Source organism: Pseudomonas sp. NyZ480, assembly GCF_029537255.1.
In the GTDB taxonomy this organism is placed as follows: Bacteria; Pseudomonadota; Gammaproteobacteria; order Pseudomonadales; family Pseudomonadaceae; genus Aquipseudomonas; species Aquipseudomonas taiwanensis.
The window spans coordinates 1,098,490-1,123,233 of the sequence record NZ_CP120626.1; the positions used below are offsets into that span (position 1 = coordinate 1,098,490).

General features: G+C 62.4%; 22 protein-coding genes and 1 tRNA gene. 8 read left to right on the plus strand and 15 right to left on the minus strand.

What is annotated here, in order from left to right; genetic code table 11:
* Positions 1 to 20 precede the first annotated feature (20 nt).
* Complete coding sequence (locus P3R38_RS04955; protein WP_023378928.1) at positions 21 to 1,658, plus strand: 5-guanidino-2-oxopentanoate decarboxylase; 1,638 nt, start codon at positions 21 to 23, stop codon at positions 1,656 to 1,658.
* Between the two features lie 34 nt (positions 1,659 to 1,692).
* Here P3R38_RS04955 and P3R38_RS04960 read toward each other — a convergent pair whose 3' ends face one another.
* The gene (locus tag P3R38_RS04960) at positions 1,693 to 2,613 is read right to left on the minus strand and encodes an AraC family transcriptional regulator (RefSeq protein ID WP_023378929.1); all 921 of its coding nucleotides are present in this window, start codon (positions 2,611 to 2,613) and stop codon (positions 1,693 to 1,695) included.
* A gap of 202 nt (positions 2,614 to 2,815) precedes the next feature.
* On the opposite strand from P3R38_RS04960, the gene P3R38_RS04965 reads away from it, so the two are divergent.
* Positions 2,816 to 3,109 (plus strand): antibiotic biosynthesis monooxygenase family protein, encoded by a 294-nt coding sequence (locus P3R38_RS04965; protein WP_023378930.1) that lies wholly within the window; start codon positions 2,816 to 2,818, stop codon positions 3,107 to 3,109.
* A 128-nt stretch (positions 3,110 to 3,237) separates the two neighbouring features.
* On the plus strand, positions 3,238 to 3,471 hold the full coding sequence (locus P3R38_RS04970; RefSeq protein WP_027908108.1) for a hypothetical protein: 234 nt from the start codon (positions 3,238 to 3,240) through the stop codon (positions 3,469 to 3,471).
* Here the strand turns inward: P3R38_RS04970 and P3R38_RS04975 are convergent, their stop codons facing one another.
* Both P3R38_RS04975 and P3R38_RS04980 read right to left on the minus strand, forming a co-directional pair.
* Positions 3,472 to 4,083 carry a flavin reductase family protein gene (locus P3R38_RS04975; RefSeq protein ID WP_023378932.1) on the minus strand — a complete coding sequence of 204 codons (612 nt, stop codon included), beginning with the start codon at positions 4,081 to 4,083 and terminating at the stop codon, positions 3,472 to 3,474.
* A gap of 119 nt (positions 4,084 to 4,202) precedes the next feature.
* Positions 4,203 to 4,685 carry a heme utilization protein gene (locus tag P3R38_RS04980; RefSeq protein ID WP_277686877.1) on the minus strand — a complete coding sequence of 161 codons (483 nt, stop codon included), beginning with the start codon at positions 4,683 to 4,685 and terminating at the stop codon, positions 4,203 to 4,205.
* Between the two features lie 352 nt (positions 4,686 to 5,037).
* Here P3R38_RS04980 and P3R38_RS04985 point away from each other — a divergent pair, with 352 nt between their 5' ends.
* Entirely contained in the window at positions 5,038 to 5,790 is a 753-nt protein-coding gene (locus P3R38_RS04985) for a hypothetical protein (protein ID WP_023378934.1), read from the plus strand.
* 95 nt (positions 5,791 to 5,885) lie between these two features.
* On the opposite strand, the gene P3R38_RS04990 is transcribed toward P3R38_RS04985, so the two are convergent.
* From P3R38_RS04990 to bglX, 4 genes are all read right to left on the minus strand, one after another.
* Positions 5,886 to 7,205, minus strand: coding sequence for an MFS transporter (locus tag P3R38_RS04990; RefSeq protein WP_023378935.1), 1,320 nt, complete (start codon positions 7,203 to 7,205; stop codon positions 5,886 to 5,888).
* Positions 7,206 to 7,471: 266 nt separating this feature from the next.
* Entirely contained in the window at positions 7,472 to 8,800 is a 1,329-nt protein-coding gene (locus P3R38_RS04995; protein WP_023378936.1) for a sigma-54 dependent transcriptional regulator, read from the minus strand.
* A complete protein-coding gene (locus P3R38_RS05000; RefSeq protein ID WP_023378937.1) occupies positions 8,794 to 10,551 on the minus strand; it encodes an ATP-binding protein in 1,758 nt (585 codons plus the stop codon). The genes P3R38_RS04995 and P3R38_RS05000 overlap by 7 nt, the downstream gene beginning before the upstream one ends.
* Before the next feature lie 108 nt (positions 10,552 to 10,659).
* Positions 10,660 to 12,951 (minus strand): beta-glucosidase BglX, encoded by a 2,292-nt coding sequence (gene bglX, locus P3R38_RS05005; RefSeq protein WP_023378938.1) that lies wholly within the window; start codon positions 12,949 to 12,951, stop codon positions 10,660 to 10,662.
* Between the two features lie 189 nt (positions 12,952 to 13,140).
* Here bglX and P3R38_RS05010 point away from each other — a divergent pair, with 189 nt between their 5' ends.
* Together P3R38_RS05010 and P3R38_RS05015 are read left to right on the plus strand one after the other, a co-directional pair.
* A complete protein-coding gene (locus P3R38_RS05010) occupies positions 13,141 to 13,758 on the plus strand; it encodes a hypothetical protein (RefSeq protein WP_023378939.1) in 618 nt (205 codons plus the stop codon).
* An 83-nt stretch (positions 13,759 to 13,841) separates the two neighbouring features.
* On the plus strand, positions 13,842 to 15,062 hold the full coding sequence (locus P3R38_RS05015) for an SAM-dependent methyltransferase (protein ID WP_023378940.1): 1,221 nt from the start codon (positions 13,842 to 13,844) through the stop codon (positions 15,060 to 15,062).
* Between the two features lie 4 nt (positions 15,063 to 15,066).
* On the opposite strand, the gene P3R38_RS05020 is transcribed toward P3R38_RS05015, so the two are convergent.
* The 7 genes from P3R38_RS05020 to P3R38_RS05050 all read right to left on the minus strand — a co-directional run bounded on the left by P3R38_RS05020 (position 15,067) and on the right by P3R38_RS05050 (position 22,059).
* On the minus strand, positions 15,067 to 16,077 hold the full coding sequence (locus P3R38_RS05020; RefSeq protein ID WP_023378941.1) for a DUF4917 family protein: 1,011 nt from the start codon (positions 16,075 to 16,077) through the stop codon (positions 15,067 to 15,069).
* A gap of 159 nt (positions 16,078 to 16,236) precedes the next feature.
* A complete protein-coding gene (locus tag P3R38_RS05025; RefSeq protein WP_027908110.1) occupies positions 16,237 to 17,946 on the minus strand; it encodes a SulP family inorganic anion transporter in 1,710 nt (569 codons plus the stop codon).
* Between the two features lie 210 nt (positions 17,947 to 18,156).
* A tRNA-Gly gene (locus tag P3R38_RS05030) sits at positions 18,157 to 18,230 on the minus strand.
* A gap of 111 nt (positions 18,231 to 18,341) precedes the next feature.
* The gene (locus P3R38_RS05035) at positions 18,342 to 19,226 is read right to left on the minus strand and encodes an alpha/beta fold hydrolase (RefSeq protein WP_023378943.1); all 885 of its coding nucleotides are present in this window, start codon (positions 19,224 to 19,226) and stop codon (positions 18,342 to 18,344) included.
* A 402-nt stretch (positions 19,227 to 19,628) separates the two neighbouring features.
* On the minus strand, positions 19,629 to 20,321 hold the full coding sequence (locus P3R38_RS05040) for a pseudouridine synthase (protein ID WP_023378944.1): 693 nt from the start codon (positions 20,319 to 20,321) through the stop codon (positions 19,629 to 19,631).
* A 33-nt stretch (positions 20,322 to 20,354) separates the two neighbouring features.
* On the minus strand, positions 20,355 to 20,576 hold the full coding sequence (locus P3R38_RS05045) for a cysteine-rich CWC family protein (protein ID WP_277686878.1): 222 nt from the start codon (positions 20,574 to 20,576) through the stop codon (positions 20,355 to 20,357).
* Complete coding sequence (locus P3R38_RS05050) at positions 20,569 to 22,059, minus strand: sensor domain-containing diguanylate cyclase (RefSeq protein ID WP_023378946.1); 1,491 nt, start codon at positions 22,057 to 22,059, stop codon at positions 20,569 to 20,571. Before P3R38_RS05050 ends, P3R38_RS05045 begins: the two co-directional genes overlap by 8 nt.
* A 211-nt stretch (positions 22,060 to 22,270) precedes the next feature.
* Between P3R38_RS05050 and P3R38_RS05055 the strand changes: the two genes are divergently transcribed.
* Positions 22,271 to 22,711, plus strand: coding sequence for a hypothetical protein (locus P3R38_RS05055; protein WP_277686879.1), 441 nt, complete (start codon positions 22,271 to 22,273; stop codon positions 22,709 to 22,711).
* A gap of 54 nt (positions 22,712 to 22,765) precedes the next feature.
* Here P3R38_RS05055 and P3R38_RS05060 read toward each other — a convergent pair whose 3' ends face one another.
* The gene (locus P3R38_RS05060) at positions 22,766 to 23,872 is read right to left on the minus strand and encodes an enoyl-CoA hydratase/isomerase family protein (protein WP_023378948.1); all 1,107 of its coding nucleotides are present in this window, start codon (positions 23,870 to 23,872) and stop codon (positions 22,766 to 22,768) included.
* A gap of 126 nt (positions 23,873 to 23,998) precedes the next feature.
* Here P3R38_RS05060 and ung point away from each other — a divergent pair, with 126 nt between their 5' ends.
* The gene (ung, locus tag P3R38_RS05065) at positions 23,999 to 24,691 is read left to right on the plus strand and encodes a uracil-DNA glycosylase (RefSeq protein WP_023378949.1); all 693 of its coding nucleotides are present in this window, start codon (positions 23,999 to 24,001) and stop codon (positions 24,689 to 24,691) included.
* Positions 24,692 to 24,744: the final 53 nt, after the last annotated feature.

Genomic DNA, 24,744 nt, shown 5'->3' on the forward strand with positions numbered 1-24,744 from the left:
CAAGATCCAAGGTGAATTCCATGGCAACCTGCGGCGAAGTACTGGTCAAACTCCTTGAAGGCTATGGTGTGGACCATGTCTTCGGCATACCCGGCGTCCACACCGTGGAGCTTTACCGGGGCTTGGCGGGCTCCACCATCCGGCATGTCACCCCGCGGCACGAGCAAGGTGCTGGGTTCATGGCTGATGGCTATGCCCGTACTCGCGGCAAGCCAGGGGTGTGTTTCATCATCACCGGCCCGGGCATGACCAACATCACCACCGCGATGGGCCAGGCCTATGCCGACTCGATCCCGATGCTGGTGATTTCCAGCGTGCAATCGCGCGATCAACTGGGCGGCGGGCGCGGCAAGTTGCATGAGTTGCCGAACCAGGCAGCATTGGTGGGGGGCGTGGCGGCCTTCTCGCACACGCTGATGAGCGCCGATGACCTGCCGCACGTGCTGGCCCGAGCGTTTGCCGTGTTCGACAGCGGACGTCCGCGTCCCGTGCATATCGAGATTCCCCTGGACGTTCTGGTCGAGCCGGCCGATCACTTGCTGCCCGCACGCGTGGTACGCAGTCATCGGGCCGGCGCCGCTGCGCAAGCCGTGGCGGCGATGGCCGAACGCCTGGCCAATGCACGCCGGCCGCTGATTCTGGCCGGTGGTGGCGCCTTGGCTGCGGGTGCGGTTCTGGTGCGTCTGGCCGAGCATCTGCAGGCTCCGGTGGCGCTGACCATCAATGCCAAGGGCCTGTTGCCGTCCGACCATCCGCTGCAAATGGGTTCGACCCAGTCGCTTGTGGCGACGCGCGCCCTGGTGGCAGAGGCCGACGTGGTGCTGGCCATTGGTACTGAGCTGGCCGAAACCGACTACGACGTGACGTTCAAGGGTGGTTTCGAAATCCCTGGCTGCCTGCTGCGCATCGATATCGACCCCGACCAGACCGTGCGCAATTATCTGCCGGCGCTGGCGCTGGTGGCCGATGCAGAGCTGGCGGCCCATGATCTGCTCAACGCCTTGCAAGCACAACCGCAGCCGGCGCGTGCCGAGGACTGGGGTGTGGCGCGGGTAGCGCGCCTGCGCCAAACGCTGTCGGCCGGCTGGGACCAACCGACTTTGAGCCAGACCCGGCTGCTGCGTAGCATCCTGGACCGGCTGCCCAACGCCATTCTGGTTGGGGATTCGACCCAGCCGGTGTACACCGGCAACCTGACCCTGGACATGGACCAGCCACGTCGCTGGTTCAACGCCTCGACCGGCTATGGCACCCTCGGTTACGCCCTGCCGGCCGCCATGGGCGCATGGCTGGGTAGCGCCGAAGCGGTGGCTGAGCGCGCCCCGGCGGTGTGCCTGATCGGCGATGGTGGGCTGCAGTTCACCTTGCCGGAACTGGCCAGCGCGGTGGAGGCCCAGGTCCCGCTGATTGTCCTGCTGTGGAACAATCAGGGCTACGAGGAAATCAAGAAGTACATGGTCAACCGTGCCATCGAACCGGTCGGCGTGGACATCCACACCCCGGATTTCCTGGGTGTGGCTCGGGCATTGGGCGCTGCGGCGGAGCATGTGGCCGATGTCGCCCAACTGCAGGAGGCATTGGGGCATGCCGTGGAGCGCCAGGGGCCGACGTTGATCCAGGTGGATCAGAACCAGTGGCAGTCGGCGGTTCGCGGCTGAGTTTTATACAGCCACGGCGCCTGTGGAGCGGCAATCAACCGGCACTGGCACGCAGCCGGGCCACATCGCGGATCGGTGGCGCGCCATACAGGCGGCTGTATTCCCGGCTGAACTGGGATGGGCTTTCATAGCCCACCCGGTACCCCGCCACCGCCGCCTCCAGGCCATCGTTGAGCATCAGCCTTCGCGCCTCCTGCAGGCGCAGTTGCTTCTGATACTGCAAGGGGCTCATGGAGGTCACGGCCTTGAACCGGTGGTGCAGGGTCGAAGTGCTGAGGTTGACCTCTCGGGCCAGATCCTCGATGCGCAGCGGCAACTGGAAGTTCTGGTTGAGCCAGGTGATCGCCTGGCAGACCCGATGGGTCTGGCTGTTCGCCAGCGCAATCTCGTACAGCCGATAGCCCTGTGGCCCTCGCAGCAGGCGGTAGAGAATCTCGCGGCGGATCAAGGGGGCCAGCATGGCAATGTCTCGCGGTGTGTCCAGCAGTCGGACCAGCCGCAGCAAGGCATCGAGCAACTGCGCATCGGTCCTTTCCACATACAGGCCGCGGCCCGAAGGCAGGTTGGGCACCAGCATCGGTCCGCTTTCGGCAATCAGCTGGCTGATCTCGGCCGGGTCAAGGTCAAGGCGCAACCCCAGGCTAGGGTTCTCCGGGCTCGCATCGAGCTTGACGCCACTGATCGGCAAGGTCACCGACACCACCATGTAATGCAGAGGGTCGTAGGCATACTGCTCGTCACCCAGAAACAGGCTCTTGCTGCCCTGCGCCAGAATGCACAACGCTGGTTGTGCCAACGTGGGCACGGAGCGGATGTTTTCCCGATAACTGACCAGGTACAGGTCATCGATGGCCGAGGCCGGCCCATATGGGTCGCCGGCGTGGCGGCGGATCAGATCGGCCAGTTCCTGACGTTGCAGTTCCAAGGTCGGGTCGATGGACGTGGCGGTGGTCATGGTGGCTTTCCTCTGCTGACCGACGCAGCATAGGTTTGGGCAATGACGGGCGCTAGTCGAAACCTGCACATCGATTGCCTGATCCTGCCGCGCTGCAGGATCAGGCAATCGATGTGCAGTAATGGCCTAACGTGACGCGTGTGCGACGCCCTAACCTTGGCAGCCTGGCTTTTTTGTCTGTCCGCTTCAAGGAGATCGTGCAATGACCCTACGACAACCGGTCACCCATTTGGCTTTCATCCGTGCAAGCAGTGGTCGTTCGGCAGAGCTGGGCGCCCGTCTGCGTGATCTGCTCGAGCCTTCGCTGCGCGCACCTGGCTGCTTGAGCTTCACCGTGCAGCGTTCGCAGGCCGATGGCGACCTGTGGCTGCTCAGCGGCAGTTGGCGGGACCAACAAGCGATGACTGGGTATTTTGCCTCGCCTACCTTGGAATTGTTCGGCGAACTGGTGCAGGCCCAGGTGGTCAGCAGCCTGGATTTGCATACGTTCGATTGATCGTGCGCGGGCTGATCGTCGGTAAACCACCTTGTGCAGGGTGTGTGCAGCCGGCGGAGGGCGACAGGGCTCAAGTGGGCAAGCTTGAGGTAAGATGCCGGCCTTCGATCAACGACGCGGATTGCAACATGGCACGTAGAGAGTTCCCGCATTTCGAAGCGGTTTCGGCAATGGTCCCGGTGCAAGGCGGTGGCTACAACGCCGCCATCGCCATCAAGGCCCTGGGCATGGGCGGTGCCCCACGTTTTCATAAGGTGCTGGACGGCGAGGTGTTCAAGAGCGCCGTGGCGGCCGATGAGGCCGCCTGCGCCGAGCTGGCGCGCCTGCAGGGTGTCAGCGAAGAAGGCGAACTGATCTGGTGATCAGCCGTTTGCCTGGGGCCTGACCATCTTGAACAGGTTGCCCAGCTCGAAGTAGTCCGCCGGGCCACCGCCACGCAGGATCGGTTCGGCGGCAGCGGTATCGTAGATGCCATCCTTGAGCAAATGCTCGGCGATATGCACCGCCACCACTTCGCCAAGAATCAACCAGCTGGGCACCCGTTCCTGGTCAGCTCGTTTGAGCTGGACGATCTGGCTGACCTTGCACTCGAAAGCCACGGGGCTTTCGCCTACCCGGGGCACGTTGACGATGCGCGATGGCGCTGCTGTGAGGTTGCTCAATTCGAACTCGTTCACTTGCGCGGGCACCGCGGCGCAGCTCTGGTTCATGGCTTCGGCCAGGGGGCGGGTGGCGAGGTTCCAGACGAATTCCCCGGTCTGCTCGATGTTGTTCAGGCTGTCTTTGCGCCCGACACTGCAGAAACCGATGATTGGCGGAATGTAGTTGAAGGCGTTGAAGAAACTATAGGGCGCCAGGTTCAGCTGACCTTCGCTGTCTTGCGAGGAAATCCAGCCGATGGGGCGGGGGCCGACGATGGCGTTGAACGGGTCGTGGGGCAGGCCGTGGCCTTTGCTAGGTTCGTAGTAATACATCTGTAGTGGGCTTGCTGGCCCTACCTCTGGGGGGACGAGAGTCCTAGTGTGCCAATCCTTTGCTCCCCTGAAAATGATCAAGCCCGGCCGAAGCCGGGCTGGTTGGCTCACATCAGGTATCAGCTGATGCGGTTAGCGTTGGTGCGGTCGTAACCGTCTTCGGCGAAGCGTTGGCCGTTGGTGCGGTCGAAGCCGTCTTCGGCGAAGCGTTGGCCGTTGGTGCGGTCGAAGCCGTCTTGGGCGAAGCGTTGGCCGTTGGTGCGGTCAAAGCCATCTTCGGCGAAGCGTTGGCCGTTGGTGCGGTCGAAGCCGTCTTGGGCGAAGCGTTGGCCGTTGGTGCGGTCGAAGCCATCTTCGGCGAAGCGTTGGCCATTGGTGCGGTCGAAGCCATCTTCGGCGAAGCGTTGGCCGTTGGTGCGGTCAAAGCCGTCTTCGGCGAAGCGTTGCGCGTTGGTGCGGTCGTAACCGTCTTCGGCATAAGTAGCCGACTGGCTCTGTACTGCGGCGAAGGTGTGGCTGTTGGTGCGGTCGTAGCCATCTTCGGCGAAGGCGCCTGCTGCGAAAACGCTGAGGGCCAGGGTCAGGATGATTTTGTTTTTCATGATCGTTGCTCCGTGGGTTTTGAGAGGTTGTTTGTTTCTATGGGTTTAATGCTACTCCGATTAATTTGATTAAAAAGCGCAAAAAATAGCGTATAAAAATCGAATTAATAGATGTATTGGTGCGCCTAAGTGACCGCCCCAATGCAAAGTCTCAGCATTCAGATATGGGGAATTCCTCGGGCGTCTGAGGCTTTTCGCGCTATGGAAAGCATGGGGGAGTGAAATTAATGGGGGGTTAAGACAGAAAAAATTCCGCTCCATCGCCTGGCCAACGCTTTTTTCATACGTCGCCAACCGATTTTTCAGGCTTTGCTCATCACCATCGCCGCACCCCAATCTGGAGCGGCAAACAATGAATAAACTTCCGCAAATCACCTTGGCCTTCTGGGTCATGAAGATCTGCGCCACCACCCTTGGCGAGACCGCTGGCGACCTGCTGTCGATGACTCTGAACATCGGCTACGCGCTCAGCTCGGTGTTGCTGATCTGCGTGTTCCTGCTGACCCTGTCGGGCCAGTTGTTCTCGCGCCGCTACCACCCGATGCTGTACTGGTTGGTGATCCTCTCCACCAGCACCGCTGGCACCACCCTGTCCGACTTCATGGACCGTACTCTGGGTCTGGGGTATGCCGCCGGCTCAGCGTTGTTGATCGGCATTCTGCTGTTGACCTTCCTGGCCTGGCGTTTGAGCGGAAACCCGCTGGACGTTACCCGCATCAGGAATCGTGCTGGCGAGCTGTTCTATTGGGTGGCGATCCTGTTTTCCAACACCTTGGGCACCGCGTTGGGTGATTACCTGGCCGATGATTCGGGGTTGGGCTTTGCAGGGGGGGCTCTGTTGATTGGCACTACCATCGGCCTGGTGGTGCTGGCGCGCTACTGGACGCGTATCCCGGGCGTGGTGCTGTTCTGGGTCGCTTTCGTCCTGACTCGACCGTTCGGCGCGACCCTTGGCGACTTCCTGACCAAACCTTACGAGAAGGGTGGGCTGGACTTTGGCACCATTGGCTCTTCGGCTGTGCTGGGCGGTTTGCTGCTGGTGCTGGTCCTGATGGCGACCTATTACCAGCGTCGTGAGCCGCGTCAGGTGTTGGAGATGTCCTGAACGGTCTGTTATCCCGCAATTGCAGTGTGGATTGCAATGAAGAAGGGGCGCTCCGTGCAACGGAGCGCCCCTTTCTCAACGGCGCAAGCTCAGGATCAGTCAGTGGTGATGCGCGAGTGCTTGCGGGTGTCCTTCATGGTTGCGTACACCAGCAGTGAGCATGCGATGCAGCCGGTGACATACCAGTAGAAGCCGGTTTCCATGCCCACGCTCTTGAACCACAGGGCGACATATTCGGCGGTACCGCCGAATACCGATACGGTCAGGGCGTAGGGCAGGCCGACACCCAGGGCACGGATTTCGGTTGGGAACAGCTCTGCCTTGACCACCGCGTTGATCGAGGTGTAGCCGCTGACGATGATCAGCGCGGCCATGATCAGGAAGAACGCGCCCCACCAAGTCTGGATGGTGTGCAAGGTGCTGAGGATCGGCACGGTGAACAGGGTGCCGAGGACACCGAAGGCGATCAGGATCGGACGACGGCCGATCTTGTCGGACAGGCCCCCGATCACCGGTTGCAGGCACATGAACAGGAACAGAGTGGCCGCCGAGATGGTGGTCGAATCACTGATGCTCATGCCCACGGTGTTGACCAGGTACTTCTGCATGTAGGTGGTATAGGTGTAGAAGGCCAGGGTGCCGCCCATGGTCAGGCCGACCACGGTCATCAGTTCCTTGGGGTGGCGCATCAGGGTGCGCATCAGGCTTTCCTTGGACTTTTCCTTCTTGCTGAAAGAGGCGGTTTCTTCCATGCCACGGCGCAGCCACAGCGCGACCACCGCGCACAGCGCCCCGATCACGAACGGTACGCGCCAGCCCCAGGCATACAGCTGCTCGGTCGTCAGGGTCTGTTGCAGGACGATCAGCACCGCCAGGGCAATCAGCTGGCCGGAAATCAGCGTCACGTATTGGAAGCTGGAGAAGAAGCCACGGCGGTCCTTGCTGGCCATCTCGCTGAGGTAGGTGGCCGAGGTGCCGTATTCACCACCGACCGACAGGCCTTGCATGAGGCGGGCGATCACCAGCAGGATCGGTGCAGCGACGCCGATGGTTTCGTAGCCGGGGGTCAGGGCGATGACCAGGGAGCCGGCGCACATCAGCAGCACCGAGGCCATCAGCGCGGCCTTGCGGCCTTTGCGGTCTGCATACAGCCCCATCAGCCAGCCGCCGATCGGGCGCATGAGGAAGCCCACGGCGAAGATCGCAGCGGTATTGAGCAATTGAGCGGTGGAGTCGCCAGCAGGGAAGAAGGCTTTGGCGAAGTACAGCGAGAATGCAGCGTAGACGTACCAGTCGTACCATTCGACCATGTTGCCGATGGATCCACTGAAGATCGACTTCAGGCGGCTGGCGGTGGTTTTTTCCGCGGCGGGCGCAATGGCCGCCCCGGCGGGCAGGGAGGTGGCGTTATCCATCAGGGATACCTTCTCGTTGTTTTTGTGGAGCGCGCCAAAGCGCAGCTTGAGAAGGGTTTTGCAGAAGGTGTGCCAAATGAGTGCGGGACGATCCATTCGAGGGCGCCGCATGCCTGTCATCTACCGGCCAGCCCTTGCGCAGACTGGCCTTGCCGCAATCCCAGCAGGCGCTGGCGTGCCGGCGATGGGCTGCAAAGCTGAGCAGTCCGGACATGCCGATAAGCGGATTTCCGCCTATCTCTAGCGCTGGTTAGGCAAGTTTCCGCCTATTGCAGAAAGTCCTCGCGCACCAACCCATGCCGCTGCATCTTCTCGTTCAGCGTTCGCCGTGGCAGTTGCAAGGCCTCCATCACCGCCTTGATTTCGCCCTTGTGCTGGCGCAACGCTGCGCGCAGGCACTGTGCCTCGAAAGCCTCCATCTGCTCGACCAGCGACTGTCCGGCAGGACTCACTTCGATGTTCGCTGAACCCAACCCCAGGGCATGGCGTTCTGCTGCGTTGGCCAGTTCGCGCACGTTGCCCGGCCAGTCATGGGACAGTAACTGCGCCAACTGAGGCCCCGACAACGGCGGCACGGTCCGTCCCAATTTTTCAGCGGCCGCACGGGCGAAATGCTCGAACAGCAGCGGTAGGTCTTCACGCCGTTCACGCAACGGCGCCAGACGCAGTTCAGCCACATTCAGGCGGTAGGCGAGGTCTTCGCGAAAACGGCCGGCGCGGGCTTCTTCGAGCAGGTCGGGCTTGGTCGCGGCGACGATGCGCAGGTCGACATCGATGCTCTTGTTCGCTCCCAGGCGTTCCAGCTTCTGCTCTTGGATCACCCGCAGCAGTTTGGCTTGCTGGGCCAACGGCATGCTTTCGATTTCGTCGAGGAATACCGTGCCGCCGTTGGCGTATTCCAGTTTGCCGATGCGTTTGCCTTGGGCCCCGGTGAAGGCGCCACTCTCATGGCCGAACAGCTCCGCTTCGAACAGCGACTCGGGAATCGCCGCGCAGTTGAGCGCGACGAATGGTTTGTCCGCTCGCGGACCGAAGTCATGCAGGCAGCGCGCCACGCGCTCCTTGCCGCTGCCGGTTTCGCCGCGAATCAACACATTGACCGGGAGACTCGCCAAGTCGAGCACTTGCCGACGTAACTGCTGCAGTCCCTGGGACATGCCCAGCAACGTGGACTCAAGGCGCAACTTCAGGTCAGCCTGTAGGTGCAGGTGGCGGTTTTCCAGAACCAGCTGACGTTTTTCCAGGGCCCGGCGCAGGCTGCCCAGCAGGTGTTGCGGGGTGAAGGGTTTTTCCAGGAAGTCGTAGGCACCGTTGCGCATGGCCTCCACGGCCATGGGCACATCTCCATGGCCAGTCAGCAGGATTACCGGCAGGTCGGGGTCTTGCGCGTGCAGATTGCCAAGCAACTGCAGGCCATCCATGCCAGGCATGCGCACATCGCTGATGATCACGCCGGGAAAGTGCGCTGGCAGCTGGGCCAGGCAGTCTTCGGCGCGGGCGAACAGCTGCACGGTGAAGCCGGACAGGCTGAGCCATTGCTCTACCGCCGTGCGAATGCTGGCTTCATCATCGACGACGATCACTGAATTCAACATACAGGTTCCAGGTCGCGGGGCAGGGTGAGGCTGAGACGGGCACCGCCAGGCAGGTTCTGGGCCTGCAACTGGCCACCGGCCTCATGCACGATACCGTAGGAAATCGCCAGGCCAAGGCCCAGCCCTTCACCGACCGGTTTGGTGGTGAAGAAGGGATCGAAGACTTTGCCAAGGTCAGCCTCTGCGATGCCGCCTCCAGAGTCCAGAACGCTCAGGCGCCACTGCTCGTCATCGGCTTCGATGCGGATCTCCAGGCGTTTGTAGCGCTTGTCGGCCATGGCGTCCAGGGCGTTGTGCAACAGGTTGATCAGCACCTGCTCCAGGCGGATGGCATCGCCCCGTACCCAGGCCGGGCGCGCCAGGTACAAGGCGACTTCGACCCCTTCGTTGCGGATGCGGGTGTCGAGCAGGTGCAGCGCCTGGTCGACCACATTGGCCAGGTCCAGGCGCTCGCGCAGCCCGACCGGGCTGTTGCGGGCAAAGGTCTTGAGGTGGCTGGTCAACGCCGCCATGCGAGTGAGCATCTGTTCCAGCGGCTCCAGCGCCTTGCGGGCATCGTCGTAGCGGCCATGGTCGAGCAGCAGGCGCAGGGTTTCCAGTTGCATGCGCTGGGTGGTCAGCGGCTGGTTGATCTCGTGGGCCAGGGCCGCCGACATCTGTCCCAGGGCGGCGAGCTTGGCCGACTGCACCAAGCCTTCCTGGGCCGTGCGCAGTTCACGGGTGCGCTCCTCGACCAGGCGCTTTAGCTCTTCGCGGCTGCGCTGGCGCAGGCGTGCCAGGCGCAAGCGCTGGCTGACGAACAAGGCGGCGAACACCAGGCTTAGCCACACCGCCGCGGCGCCCAACGCTGCATTACGGCCGTCGGCGGCGACCTGCGGTTTGCGCAGCAGGTGCAAGGTCCAGTCCTCGCTCTGCAGCGGCAGGCTTTCCCACAGGTAGTCGGCCGGACCGTCCGGGCCTTGTACACGGGTCAGGTGGCTATTGCTGGCGAAACGGGTGAGTACATGGTGCTGCAAGGGCACCAGGGGCTGCTTGTCGTACTGGCGGGTTTCGGCGAGCTCCGCACGGTCGGCGGCACTGAGCGGTTGCAGCTCGCGGTAGCGCCAGCCGTCCTGGTTGGCGATGAACGTGATGCCACGGGCGTCGCTGACCAGCAGCACGTCGCTGCCCTGGCGCCATTCGCGTTCCAGCTCGGGGAATTCGAGCTTGACCACCATGGCGCCGAGGAAGCGCCCGTGTTCGTCGGTCACCGCGCTGGCAAGAAAATACCCGGGTACGCCGCTGGTCACCCCAACGGCGTAGAAGCGGCCGCTGCCTTCGCTGCGGGTCTGTTTGAAGTAGGGCCGAAAGGCATAGTTGGAGCCGACATAGGTGGTTGGCAGGCGCCAGTTGCTGGCTGCGATGGCCAGGCCGGTTCGGTCCAGCAATTCCAGTGTCGAAGAGTTGGCTGCGCCGTTTATTCGCTCAAGCTTGCGGCTCAGGGCGTTTTGCTTCGCCTCGTCGACCGGGCCGCGCAAGGCCTCGACGAACTCCGGGTCCAGCGCCAGTACCGCGGGCAGGGCGCGATAGCGCTCGATCAGGGTGTGCAGGGCATTGGCGTAGAGCCCCAACTGTTGGCTGGCGCGGCGGGCATCGTCCTCCATTGCCTGGCGCTTGGCCTGGTGCATGGCCCAGCCTGCGCTGAGCGAGGTGCCCACCAGAATCAGCAGGATGATCAGCCCCAGACGCAGGGCGCGAAAGGAAAATGGCATGGGGCGGTCCGGTGAACGATGGTTGAGGCCTTCTCGCCGGCAAGCCGGCTCCTACAGGGATTATCATGTCCTTGTAGGAGCCGGTTTACCGGCGATAGGGCAAGCTGCTTACAGCAATTCGAAACGCTTCTGTTGCACCGCCTCGGAATCGAGCCCGACCTGGACGTTGAATTCCCCTGGCTCGGCGACCCGCTGCAGTTGGCCATTGTAGAACTTCAGGTCGTCTTCACTGATGCGGAAGGTGAGCGTTCGCGACTCACCAGCCTTGAGCATCAGTTTCTGGAAGTTCTTCAGCTCCTTGACCGGTCGGCTCATGGACGCCGAAACATCCTGCAGGTACAGCTGCACGACCGTTTCGCCGTCGCGCTTGCCGGTGTTCTTCACGGTCACCTTGGCTTCCAGCGTGTCGCCGCGCTTGAGGTCTTTCTTCGACAGGGTAAAGCCGGACAGCTCGAAGCTGCTGTAGCTCAGACCGTAGCCGAAGGGGTACAGCGGGCCATTGGGTTCCTCGAAGTACTGCGAGGTGTAGTTGCCCGGTTTGCCCGGCGTGAACGGCCGGCCAATGCGGGTGTGGTTGTAGTGCATCGGAATCTGCCCGACCGAACGCGGGAAGGTAATGGCCAGCTTGCCCGACGGGTTGTAGTCGCCGAACAGCACATCAGCGATGGCGTTGCCGCCTTCGGTTCCGGCGAACCAGGTTTCCAGAATGGCGTCGGCCTGTTCGCGTTCCCACCCAATCGACAGCGGACGACCGTTCATCAGCACCAGCACCAGCGGTTTGCCGGTGGCCTTGAGCGCCTTGATCAGCTCACGCTGGCTGGCGGGGATTTCAAGGGTGGTGCGGCTCGACGATTCGTGGGACATCCCGCGGGATTCGCCGACCACCGCAACCACCACATCGGACTGCTGGGCGGCCTTGACGGCCTCATCGATCAGCACGGCGGCAGGGCGTGGGTCGTCGACGATCTCTGGCGCATCGAAGTTGAGGAAGTTCAGGTAGTCGAAGATCGCCTTGTCGCCGGTGACGTTGGAACCTTTGGCATAGACCAGTTTGGCCTTGCCTTCCACGGCGCGGCGCAAGCCCTCGCGTACGGTCACCGAGTGCACCGGTTTGCCGTCGGCGGCCCAGCTGCCCATCATGTCGATCGGGGCGTCGGCCAACGGCCCGACCAGGGCGATGGTGCCGGACTTTTTCAGCGGCAGGGTCTGGTGGCGGTTTTCCAGCAATACCAGGCTGCGGCGTGCGACATCCCGGGCCGCCTCGCGATGCAGACGCGCATCGGCGTAGGGTTCCTTGGGATCGTTCTCTGCCTTGCCGATCCGCACGTACGGGTCCTTGAACAGGCCCATGTCGTACTTCGCCCCGAGCACTTCGCGAACCGCCTGGTCCAGTTCGGCCTGGGTCACTTCACCCGTCTTGAGCAGCCCGGGCAGCTCCTGACCATACAGCGTGTCGTTCATGCTCATGTCGATGCCGGCCTTGATCGCCAGTTTCGCCGCCTCGCGGCCATCGCGGGCCACGCCATGGCGGATCAACTCCTGAATGGCACCGTGGTCGCTGATGGTCACGCCCTTGAAGCCCCACTCCTTGCGCAACAGGTCATTCATCAACCAGGTGTTGGAAGTGGCTGGCACGCCGTTGATCGAGTTCAGCGCCACCATCACCCCACCCGCGCCAGCATCCAGTGCCGCACGGTAGGGGGGCAGGTAGTCGTTGTACATCTTCGGCAGGCTCATATCGACCGTGTTGTAGTCGCGTCCGCCTTCCACTGCACCGTACAGGGCGAAGTGCTTGACGATGGCCATGATGCTGTCGGGGTTGGCCGGGCTGTTGCCCTGGAAGGACTGGACCATTACCTGGCCGATCCGCGAGGTCAGGTAGGTGTCTTCACCAAAGCCCTCGCTGGTGCGTCCCCAGCGTGGGTCGCGGGCGATATCGACCATTGGGGCGAAGGTCATGTCCAGGGCGTCCGCCGAGGCTTCGATGGCCGAAGTGCGGCCGACCTTGGCTATGGCGTCCATGTCCCAGGTCGCGGCCATGCCCAGGCCGATCGGGAAGATGGTGCGGTTGCCATGAATGACGTCGTAGGCGAAGAACATCGGGATCTTCAGGCGGCTGCGCATGGCCGCGTCCTGCATCGGGCGGTTCTCGGCGCCGGTACGGGAGTTGAAGGTACCGCCGATACGGCCGGCGGCGATCTCCTCGCGGATCTTGTCGCGGGGCATTTCCGGGCCGATGCTGATCAGGCGCAGCTGGCCGATCTTTTCGGCTTCGGTCATCTGGCTGATCAGATGGTTGATGAACGCCTGCTTGTCCTCGAGGGGGGGAGCGGTGGGGGCGGCGAGGGCCGCCTGACTGGCAAGGCCCAAGGCCAGGCCCAGCAAAGACAGTTTCATCATCAATTCCATTGTCGAGGCCTCTGCCGTATCCAGGGGGCGATACGCGCGCGGCCGAAGTTTTCAGGCGGCTATTGTTGTACAGTTTGCAAGGATCACGTCCAGCGGCGAATTATGCCTGAATATGCAAGCCGCGGATGAGCACCTGTGTGCCGGGACGACAACTATAAGAACGATCGAGAGCGCCAAGGCATGACCCTCCTCAACGAATATGACCGGCGCCGAATCGCCGAGGCCATCGCCCGTGCCGAAAAGCGCACCGATGCCGAACTGGTCACCGTGCTGGCGCGCCGCGCCGATGACTACGCTTATCTACCGCTATTCTGGGCCGCCGTGCTGGCATTGGCCGTGCCCGGCCTGCTGCAATGGTTGTCTGGCTGGCCGGGCATGCGCGGGCTCCTGGTCGCCAATGTGTTGCTCTTCGTCGGCTTGTGCCTGCTCTTGCGCAGCCCACGCCTGGCGGGATGGTTGATTCCACAGGCGCTGCGCCGCTGGCGGGCGTCGCGCCTGGCTCGCCAGCAGTTTCGCGAGCAGAACCTGCAACGCACGGCGGGCGGCACTGGTGTGCTGATTTTCGTCAGCGAGGCCGAGCAGCATGTCGAAATACTGGTCGATCGAGGCGTCAGCCAGCACCTGGACGCTGCTGCCAGAGCTGCCATCGTCGCCCGCTTTGCCGAACACGTGCGCCAGGGGCATACCTTGCAAGGCTTCGTCGAGTGCATCGAGGCTTGTGGCGAATTGCTGAGCGAACACCTGCCATCGACTCACGCCCGCAACGAGCTGCCCAACCGCTTGGTGGTCCTCGACTGATCGGCTCCCACTGGGTTGTCGTGGCACGGTAGAATGCGCGCATTGCGCTGCGCGCTTCCCGCTATTCGAGGCACCCGTTTTCCATGTCTGCTCGTACTTTCGCTTCACCCGCGCCGGATGCGCGTGCCCAGTTCCTTGAGCTGCTGGGCGCTGCCATGCACGGCAATACCCTGGTCAAGCTGGTGCTGGCCCGCCATGTGGGGGCCGACCAGACCTTGCAGCGGATCATGGCCAAGCCAGTGCAAGTCAAAGGGCAGCCCAACCTGTCGCTGGTGTACCGCCACCAGACCCGCGATATCACCCGCAACCTGTCATTGGACCAGGCCCTGACGCTGGTCGCCGAGCTGCTGCCGGAGAGTTTTCGCAATGCCCATCTGTTCGACGCTGACGGCGAAGTGCAGCTGACCTTCAGCAAGAAGGGCAAGCCAATGTTGCAGCGCCATGGCGCCCAAGCCCTCCGCGAAACGTCAGTGAGCACGGGGCACGACCGCGAGAAGAAGCGTTACCTGGAGCTGTCCCGGCCGTTTCTGCGTGATCTGGGGGTAACTGATGCACAGGGTGCGCTGATCCCTTCCATGTCGCGCAAATGGAAGCAGATCAACAAGTTCATCGAAGTTTTCGACCATGCGCTGGCCAATGCCCCGGTGCCGGCCGAGCAAGTGCTGCGGGTGGCCGACTTCGGTTCGGGGAAGGGCTACCTGACCTTCGCCATGCATGATTACCTGCGCAACACGCTTGGCCGTGAAGCCCAGGTGACGGGCGTCGAGTTGCGTCAGGACATGGTCGACCTGTGCAATGCAGCGGCTTCGCGCCTGGAGCATCCTGGCCTTGAGTTCCAGTGTGGTGATGTTCGCAGTGTGGTGCCAGAGGCCATCGAAGTAATGATTGCCCTGCATGCTTGCGACATCGCCACTGACTACGCCATCCACACCGGTATTCGCTGCAACGCCGCGATCATCATGTGCTCGCCATGCTGCCACAAGCAGATCCGTCCACAGTTGCACAGTCCAGGGCTGCTACAGCCGATGCTGCAATACGGCCTGCACCTGGGGCAGCAGGCCGAGATGCTGACCGACAGCCTGCGCGCGCTGTACCTGGAAGCCTGCGGCTATGAAACCAAGGTGTTCGAATTCATTTCGCTGGAGCACACCAACAAGAACAAGATGATTCTGGCGGTCAAGCGTCGACAGCCGGTGGACAATGGCGCATTGCTGGAGAAAATCTCGCAGCTCAAGGCGTTCTATGGGGTGCAGGAGCATTGCCTGGAGACGTTGCTCGCCGCCGACGGCCTGATCGCTCGCTGACCCCTCAACTGCGCCCGCTCGGTACCTCGATGGCCAACTCCGCCAGCCCCAACGGGTGGCTGCTCGCATCGAAGAAGTGCACTCCCGTTCCAGGCAAGTCACCGAACCTGTCCATGAAGTGTTGCTTCTGGTTGATTACCGAAGCGTCACTCAATGGTCGGATGGCGATCGCCAGGTAGGCCGGTCGGGCATGGCGAATGGCTTCGAGCAAATGCCCGTCTGTGCTGTCCAGGTGTTGTCCGAACAGGCACAGGCCCTGGCTTTCCTGCGCCAGCTGCGTCAGGCACCAGCCGAGGTAGTCGGAGTTGCGGATGGCGCGCAGTTTTTCGTCGCTGCGTTCTTCATTGACGAACAGTGGCACCTCCCCCGGAATGTTCACGGCGAAGCCATCGAGCAGTTCAGCGCATTCGGCACTGCGCTGGCGGGTGGAGCCGTCAGGCAGCTTGAGCAGGTGCATCCCGCCGTGCAGGTGCATGACCCGGGTGCCTTCGCAGCGGGTGCGGCGCAGGTCGAAGAAGCCTTGTTCGTCGAACAGCGTGGCGAATCCCTGTGGGGCGTGCTGCAGAGCCCACGGCAGAATCAGGTCGTAGTTGCTGGTATAGACGCTGCGGTACTGTCGCAAGGCCTGGTTGATGGTTGTCAATGTGCTCGCCGGCATCAGCGACCAGGGCAGGTGCACGGTGCGCACGGCGTGGATCAGTGCTTCCTTGATCGAGTAATAGCGGTTCAGGGGGGCAGTGGAGTTGATCGCCAACGCAGCATTGGCACGTACGGTATGGTTGAGGGTGCTGAGTACCGTCTCGAACATCTCCGTGCCCAGGGACTTGAACAGGGCTTGGTCGCTGACAGCAAGGCCTTTCTTGCGTCCGGCACGCTGGGCTTGTTCGAACAGCGAAAAGTAGCCGAACGGTTTCCACAGTGCACGGCTGGCACCATTGCCCAGCAGCAGGGCGTCGCAGCGGTGGCGTTGGTGGAGGTCGGGCCAGGTGGCGAGGTGGGCGTCGAGTGCAGGCATGCGAAGGTCCATTCGGTGGAGCGGGGCGGGGCGACTTTAGCATGTCGGGCAAGGCGAGGGTGGCTGGCTACCCAAAGGGCACACGCCACACAGCTTGCTCGCCCTCTGGACGCCGCCCCAGCCATGAAGTAGCGACCCCCGCCTGTGGCCTGCTGGCAATCACTCGGGAGCAGGGTTCCGTTGCGGGTTCCGGCTCCTGTTGCGCCATAACCGATACGCCCTTATCCCCGCGCGAACCGAGCCGAACAGCAGCTTGTCTTCCATTTCCCGCGCCATACCGGAGCGCACCAGCATGCGCAGGAACGTGCCACGGGCACGGGCGATGGCGAAGTGGATGCCCTGGGCCGAGAGGGTATCGCGCACTTCGCGCAGGGCGGCGATGCCGCTGACATCGATACGGGTCACCGCTTCGGCGTCGAACAGTACGGCCTTGGGCTCGGCCTGGCTTTGCACCGCTTCGAGCAGGCGCATCTTGAAGTAGTCGGCGTTGAAGAACAGGATCGCGTCATCGAAACGGTACACCACCAGGCCCGGCACGGTGCGGGCTTCCTTGTGGAGGCGGATGTCGACCTGGCCTTCTGTTCCTGGCAGCCAGCCCAGCACGGCGTCGGTGGGTTGGTAGATGCTGTACAGCAAGCGCAGGATCGCAAGGGTCACTGCGAAGACGATGCCTGGCAGTACGCCCAGGCTCAGTACGCCGACGGTGGTCAACAAACACAACCAGAACTCGAAGCGGCTCAGGCGTTTGATATGCTCAAGGGACTTGATGTCGATCAGCCCCCAGCCGGCCATCAGCAGCACGGCTCCGAGTGCGGCCTGTGGAATCCAGGCCATGGGGGCGGTGAAAAACAGCAGTATCAGCGCAATCACCAGGGCGGCGATGATGCCCACCAGTTGGCTCTTGCCACCGACCATGTCATTGACCGCCGTACGCGAGTCCGCGCCGCTGATGGCAAAGCCTTGGGAAATACCAGCGGCCAGGTTGCTCACGCCAAGGGCCACGAACTCATGGTTGGCGTTGATCGCGTAGCCGTGGCGTGCGGCGAAACTGCGTGCGGTGAGCATGGCGCTGCAGAAGCTGACGGTGGCGATACCCAGGGCGTCGCGCAGCAAGCTTTTGGTTTCCGCCAGGTTGCTCTGTGGCCAGGCCAACTGGGGAATGCCGGCCGGCACCGGACCGAGGATGGCCACCCCGAAGCGGTCCAGACCGAACAGGCCGACCACCAAGGTGAACAGTGCAACGGTGACCAGTGCCGCCGGTAGGCGCGGGTGGCGTCTTGGCAGCCACACCAACAGGCCCAAGGCGGCGAGGCCAATGATCAGCGTCAGCCAATGGATCTCGCCCAAGCGCTGGGCAAAGTTGATCAGGCTGAGAATGAAACCGTCACCTTCGATCTTGAAGCCCACCACCTTCGACATTTGCCCAGCGATCAGGCTCAGGCCGATGCCGTTGAGGTAGCCGATCAGAATGGGTCGGGAGAAGAAGCTGGCGATGAATCCGGCCCGGGCAAGCCCTGCGCCGATCAGCATGACCCCCACCAGCACCGTAACGATCACCGAAAGTTCGGCGATGCGTTGCGGATCACCCATCGCCAACGGCGCCACGGCGCCTGCGATCATTGCGCAGGTGGCAGCATCGGGGCCGACCATCAGTTGGCGCGAGCTGCCGACCAGGGCATAGACCATCATTGGCAGTACGCAGGCATACAGACCGTATTGGGGGGGCAGGCCGACGATTTGCGCGTAGGCAATGGCGATGGGAATCTGGATCGCCGCCACGGACAGGCCTGCCTGCAGGTCGGCGTGGAACCAGTCACGGCGGTAATGCAGCAGGTTGGCCAGGCCCGGCAACCAGCGGGAAAGAAACATACGCGGTCCTTTCGAAATGTTTCACGAGTCCATGGAACATATGCCTGGCAAATTGCTTTGCCGGCAAGTGAATAGTGCGGCGGGAATTCAAGCCGAATGGGTGGCACATGGCCATAGGGCCAGATCAAGGAAAAGGCAGAAACGAAAAAAGGAGCCGAGGCTCCTTCTGACAGCGATGACGTTGCTGGAACGTCATGCGGGAATGCGATGTGGAGCGGGTAGAGGGAATCGAACCCTCGTCGGAAGCTTGGGAAGCTACTGTTCTACCATTAAACTATACCCGCGTAGACGGTCGACTTTTTACCAGAACCCTCCTTCCTTGAGAAGCCCAAGTTATAAAAAAGCTGTCGGCGACCCATAGCCTGCGGGTGAACGGCTACGGGACGCCGATGCGCTCAGATGGCCAGTGCATGTTGCCCCGGGACGAAGTTGAAGCGTTGACGGGTTTCACGCACGGTTGGCTTGAGGAAGCCCAGCACGACATCACGGGTTTCCTCGCAGGCGGCCTTGTGCTCCATGTCGAGGAAGTGGCCAGCATCGCGGATCACGCTGAAGTGGCTCTTGCCAACGTGCTGGCTGAAGTGCCGGGCATCCTCGGCGGTGGTGTACTCGTCGCGATCACCGTTGATGAACAGCACCGGAATGTCGATGTTGACCGCAGCTTTCAGTGCACGCTCCAGGTCGTGTTGCAGCACTTGATTGATGTGGAAGTGCATCTGTGCGTACTCGTGGCTGTCCAGGCTGCTGACATGCCGGTAGTTGAAGCGCTTGAACAGCGACGGCAGGTGCTTGCCAATGGTGTCGTTGACCAGGTTGCCCACCTGGTAGCGGTCGCAGGCAGCCAGGTACTGGCATCCGCGCTCCAGGTAGTCGCGCATCGCTTCGTTGATGATTGGCGAGAACGAGCTGACCACCGCTTTCTTCACCAGTCGCGGCTGGTGCGCCAGCGCCAGCAGGGTACAGGCGCCACCCCAGGAGAACGACATTACGTGGTCGGCGCGGAAGTGCTCGATCAGCTCAAGAAGAATGTGCGCTTCGGTCTCCTTGGTGATCAGGCGCTCCTGGCGGTTGTGGGGCTTGGACTTGCCTGCATAGGGCTGGTCGTACAGCACCACGTTGAATTGCGGGTGCAGGTTGCGCACCGTCTGGGCGAACGAGGCCGTAGTGGCCAGCGACCCGTTGATCAGGATGATCGTTTTTTCGGCCGCTTCCGCGCGATAGAACTCCGTGTAAACCCGATACTGACCTTGAATATCAAGTACAGCAATTTCTGGCCTCATGTCTTCGACTCCTGGCGCAAAAAGGGTATTCGCGTCACCTAGGGTGCACGTTCTTTATGACAGGTAGGCATACGCCTGAAGAGAAACCGGGGGCCCTGTGTCGATCCTTGGCACGTGTGTCGACGGTATTGTTTTTCGCGGGCGATTTGCCGTGCCCCAAGGCATCGAGGCCCTGGGTGGCCGGCAAAAGGCGTCTTGGACTGCGTGTGTGACTAGCAAGTCACATGCAGACTGACGATTTGGATTCAAGCAGCAGGTGCGGGATCCCGCAAGTGCCGTTCAGGGAAAAATGTGACGTTGGCCGCTGGACGGTCGTGTGTCGATCATCTGCCGCCTGCCGGGGGGCCTTGGTCGGCACGCCGGCTCCCGCCTTCGCCGCTTTTCGTGGCCCTGGAAGGTGAGCTAGACCGAGGCGATTTCCTCGGCTGTCAGCGCCCTGAACGCCCCTGGCTCAAGGGCTGGGTCCAGTTGAATCGGGCCCATGCTTTCCCGGTGCAGCCCCACGACCTTGTTGTCGAAGTGCCCGAACATGCGCTTGACCTGGTGGTAACGTCCTTCGACGATTGCCAGCCGGGCCTGCCGCGGGCCGAGGATGTCCAGTTGGGCAGGCAGGGTGGTGAGGTTTTCGAAGGCGAAGTAGAAGCCTTCCCGGAACCTGGCGACATAGTGGTCGCCGATCTCGTCCTCGGTCTCGACCAGGTAGCGTTTGGGCAGTTTGGTCCTGGGCTGGGTGAGTCGTCTCGACCATTGGCCGTCATTGGTCAGGATCATCAGGCCGGTGGTGTTGTAGTCCAGGCGTCCGGCGATGTGCAGGCCGTCTCGCTGCTCGGCGGGTAGCAGGTCCAGCACCGTGCGGTGCCGAGGGTCCTGTGTGGCGCTGACGCAACCGGTGGGCTTGTGCAGCATCAGGTAGCGAGCCGGGTAGCCTGCCTGAAGCAACTTGTCGTCCACTTCGATGCGGCTGAAGTCGTTCACCTCCAGCAGTGGGTCATGCGCCACCTCGCCATTCACTCGCACACGTCGTTGTGCCAGCAGTCGTCGCACCTGCTGACGGTTGTAGTCGGGGAGATTGGCGAGGAAACGGTCAAGTCGCATGAGGCACGGCAGGGATAACAGCGGGGGGGCAGTCTAGCGCGTTGGCGAGTCGGGCGCTGCTTCGAGTTGTGCCAGAACACCGGCACAGCGTGGACACAGGCAGGCCTTGTCGCGCAGCTCGGCGGGCAGGGCCTGGAGCACGGCGGGGTCGATGGCCACGCCAAAGCACCAGCAAGCCTGGGTGGCGCTGCGTGGAACGGCCAAGGTGCACTGGTTGGGGGCGCCACAGGCGGGGCAGTGCTGCTTGTCATTCATGGTCGGATCCGGGGATTTCAGTGCAGACGCGGTTGCGACCGGCCTGCTTGGCACGGTAAAGCGCTCGGTCGGCGCGGGTCAGCAGGGTATGGACGGTGTCGCCCGGCTGAAGGTTGCCCAGGCCGATACTGGTGGTCAGGCGTAGCGGTTGGTCTTCGTAGGTGAACGTCAATTGTTCGGTGCGTCGGCGGATCTTCTCGGCCACTTCGATGGCTTGGCGACCGTTGGCCTCGCGCAGCAACACGATGAACTCCTCACCGCCCCAGCGGCAGATTATATCCGACTGGCGCAGGCTGCCTTGCAGCACCTGGGCGAACTGGCGCAACACTTCGTCGCCTGCCAGGTGGCCGTGGGTGTCGTTGAGCGCCTTGAAGTGGTCCAGGTCGATCAGCAGCGCCACCAGTGGCGCCCGGTCACGCTGGGCTTCCAGCAATGCCTGGGCGGCCAGTAGGTCGAAACTGCGTCGATTGGGCAGGCCGGTAAGGCTGTCGAGCGTGGCCAACGCGGTCGTGCTGGCCTGGTGCCGCTGGAGCATTGCATTGAGCAACGACAGCACCACCAGGGTGATCATCGCGCAGATCGCCAAATTCAGGTAAAGAGCATGGCGGACGCGGTCCAGCGTGCCGGTCTCGCGCTTGTCCACCAGGAGGTACCAGTCCAGCTCAGGCAGTTTGCGCACGTTGAGGAAGTGACTGTGTCCAGCGCCATCCTGATATTCGTGGCTGCCTTCGTCAGGCACTGCGGCTTGCGCCAGCAGCGCGGCGAAGTCGCCGCTGTCGCCGAGCATCTGTCCGACGCGCAAGCCATGAGGACCGCCATCGGAGCCGGTCAGCAGGATCTTGCCTTGGGCATCGGTGAAGAACACCGAGCGCTGATAGCGCCGTTGGTAGTTGTCGATCAGCTTGACCACCGACGCCACGCTGAGCCCTACACCTGCCGCGCCGATGAAGCGTTGCTGGTAGTCCAGCACGCGATAGTTGATGAACACCGTCAGGCTGTCCTGGTTGGCCATATCCAGGTCGACGTTGATCTCGTAAGGGGCCTTGAGCTCGCGCAGGCGGAAATACCATTCATCGCGCCAGGTGCCGGGCTGGACTTGCTTGAGTACGCCTTTGGCCTGGTAGTAAGTGAGGCTGCGGTCGGAGACGAAGAACGAGGTGCAGGTGTCCTGCTTGCCCATGACTTCGCCCAGGTAACGGGTGATGCGCCGGGTGTCCTGTTCGCCGGCCAGCACCCAGTCGCGCAGGAAGGTGTCCTGGGCCATCATCGAGGCGATCAGTACAGGGCGAATGAGGTCTTTCTGGATTTCCGAGTAGACCGTGTCGGACGTCAGCGGCAGTTCGGTATGGACGATTCCGTCATGGATGGCGCTACGCGAGGAGTAGTAGCTGAGCAGCGAGGTGGCCAGGAAGCCGCAGGCCAGCAGCACCAGCAGGGTGAGGATCAGCGAGCGCTGTGAAAACAGGGCGGAGCGTGGAGGCATGATCGTCCCGTGATGTGTGCCGAGCTGCCCATTCTAGTGAGATGCCCGAGAAATGACTGCATCTTTTTTGGGGGTACTCGGACCTGTTTCAATTTGTTGCGAAAATGGCACTGCACCCCGACTGGACGGTCTTATTGGTTGTCGACGATCGCTTCTCGTCGACGCTCGCCAGCGCCGCTGTTCGGGCACCCCTGCGGTCCAGGAGGCCGCCATGTCCTATCGAATTCTGCTGATCGCCCTGCTGGGCCTGATGACGTCCGCCTGCGTGCCCTACTACGAGAGTGGGGGCTATTACCGCTCGGATTACTACTCCTCCGATCGCTACGTGTCGCCGGGGTACTACCGTTATGACCGCTACTATGTAACGCCACAACCGCGCTACTACTATCAGCCAGCGCCACGCTATTACCGGCCAGCGCCTGCACCGTACTACAGGCCTCATCCCCATCCGGGTGTGAACCAGTGGCATGGTAACCCTCGCTTCGACTATGGCCATCGCCAGCGCTATGACGATGGGCGTGACCGCGATCGTCACGACTACCGCAATGACAGCAAGCGTTACCAGAACGAGCGGTGGCATTCGAACGGACACGGTGACCGTGACCGGCGGCCGGACCGTGGCCGCGGAGGGGACCGCAACTGGCAACGGTGATTCAGCTCCATCGCTTGCTGCAGGGGCTGCACTGCAGCCCCGAACACCAGGGTGCTAGGCCAGGTCGGCTAATGGATGCCGGCCTTCCCACACTTTGGCGAAATGTGCCTCGACCACCGCCAAGGGCACCTGTGCGATGTCTGGCCAGTGCCAGTGTGGCTGGTTGTCCTTGTCCAGCAGACGGGCACGTACGCCTTCGCTGAACTCTGGGTGCCGGCAGCAGTTGAGGCTCATGGTGTATTCCATCTGGAATACCTGGGCCAAGGAAAGATGCCGCGCGCGCCGAATTTGTTCCCACACCAGATGCGCGGTCAGCGGGCAGCCTTCGTGCAGGCGTTGGCCTGCTTCGGCCAGCAGCGGGTCCGAATGCTGTTTCAGACCCTCAAGCGCACGCCAGGCACTCGCGGGGTCGGCCACGTCGAGCAACTCGTCGATCATTCGTCGGCGCGGCAACCACTGCGCCTCGGGTAACTCGGCACAGGCTCGATGCTGTTCGGCCTTGAGCAGACTGTTCAGTTGCAGTTCGGTTTGTTCCTGCCAATTCAGTTGCAGCAGCTCCTCGATCAAGGCCTCTTGCTGGTGTTCGCCCAAGAAGCGGTCGGCCAACCCCAGGTCAATCGCGTCGCGGGCATTGATCGGTGCGCCGGTCAGACCCAGGAACAGCCCCAACCTGCCCGGCAGACGGGCGAGGAACCAGCTGGCGCCGACATCCGGATAAAGCCCGATGCTGATTTCCGGCATCGCCAGGCGGCTGCTGGGTGTCACGATACGTACCCCGGCGCCCTGCAGCAGCCCCATGCCGCCGCCGAGCACATGGCCGTGGCCCCAGCACAGCAGGGGTTTGGGGTAGGTGTGCAGCATGTAGTCGAGGCTGTACTCGGCGGCGAAGAAGGTCGCTGCCAGTGGTGGGACGCTGCCTGGGTGTTCGCGGCAGGCTTGGGCCAGCGCCCGCACGTCGCCTCCTGCGCAGAACGCCTTGGGCCCGCTGCCGCGCAGCAATACGCAGACTACGCCAGGGTCGTGGGCCCAGGCATGCAGGTGTTCAGCCAACACCTCGATCATCGGTAGATTGAGGGCATTGAGCGCCTTGGGGGCATCCAGCGTGGCAATGCCGATACGGGCGCCGTCGGCGCCGGTGAGTACCTCGCAATGAATGGACATGTGCTACCTCGTACAGGTCATCGCACAAGTATGGCTTGCCTTGCCGATCATGCCGGTCGCCGGTCGGACTGATTGACAAGGGGGGGCGGCTTACCTAGTGTCGCGCCATTGTTTACGGATGGCCCCATGACTGACGACGATCGCATCAAACTCGAACCCAGCTGGAAAGCCGCATTGCGTGGCGAATTCGACCAGCCCTACATGCACCAGCTGCGCGAGTTCCTGCGCCAGGAGTACGCGGCCGGCAAGGAAATCTACCCACCGGGGCCGCTGATCTTCAATGCGCTCAACTCCACCCCGCTGGAGCAGGTCAAAGTGGTCATTCTCGGCCAGGATCCTTACCACGGCCCAGGCCAGGCCCATGGTCTGTGCTTCTCGGTGCAGCCGGGCGTGCCGACACCACCGTCACTGGTCAACATCTACAAGGAACTGCAACGCGACCTGAACATCGCCATCCCTGATCACGGCTATCTGCAAAGCTGGGCCGAGCAGGGCGTGCTGCTGCTCAACACCACCATGACCGTGGAGCGTGCGAACGCGGCTTCGCATGCCAAGAAAGGCTGGGAGTTCTTCACCGACCGCATCATTCAGGTGGTGAGCGAGCAGTGCCCGAATGTGGTGTTCCTGCTGTGGGGCGCGCATGCCCAGAGCAAGCAGAAGCTGATCGACGGTACCAAGCATCTGGTGCTCAAGTCGGTGCATCCGTCGCCGTTGTCGGCCTATCGCGGTTTCTTTGGGTGTGGGCATTTCAGTCGGGCCAACAGCTTCCTCGAGCAGCGGGGGTTGGTGCCGATCAACTGGGCATTGCCGCCACTTTGAACAGGGTCATCGCCGGCTGCTCCAGAGGCGACGCGCTCCGCACAGGAGCCGGC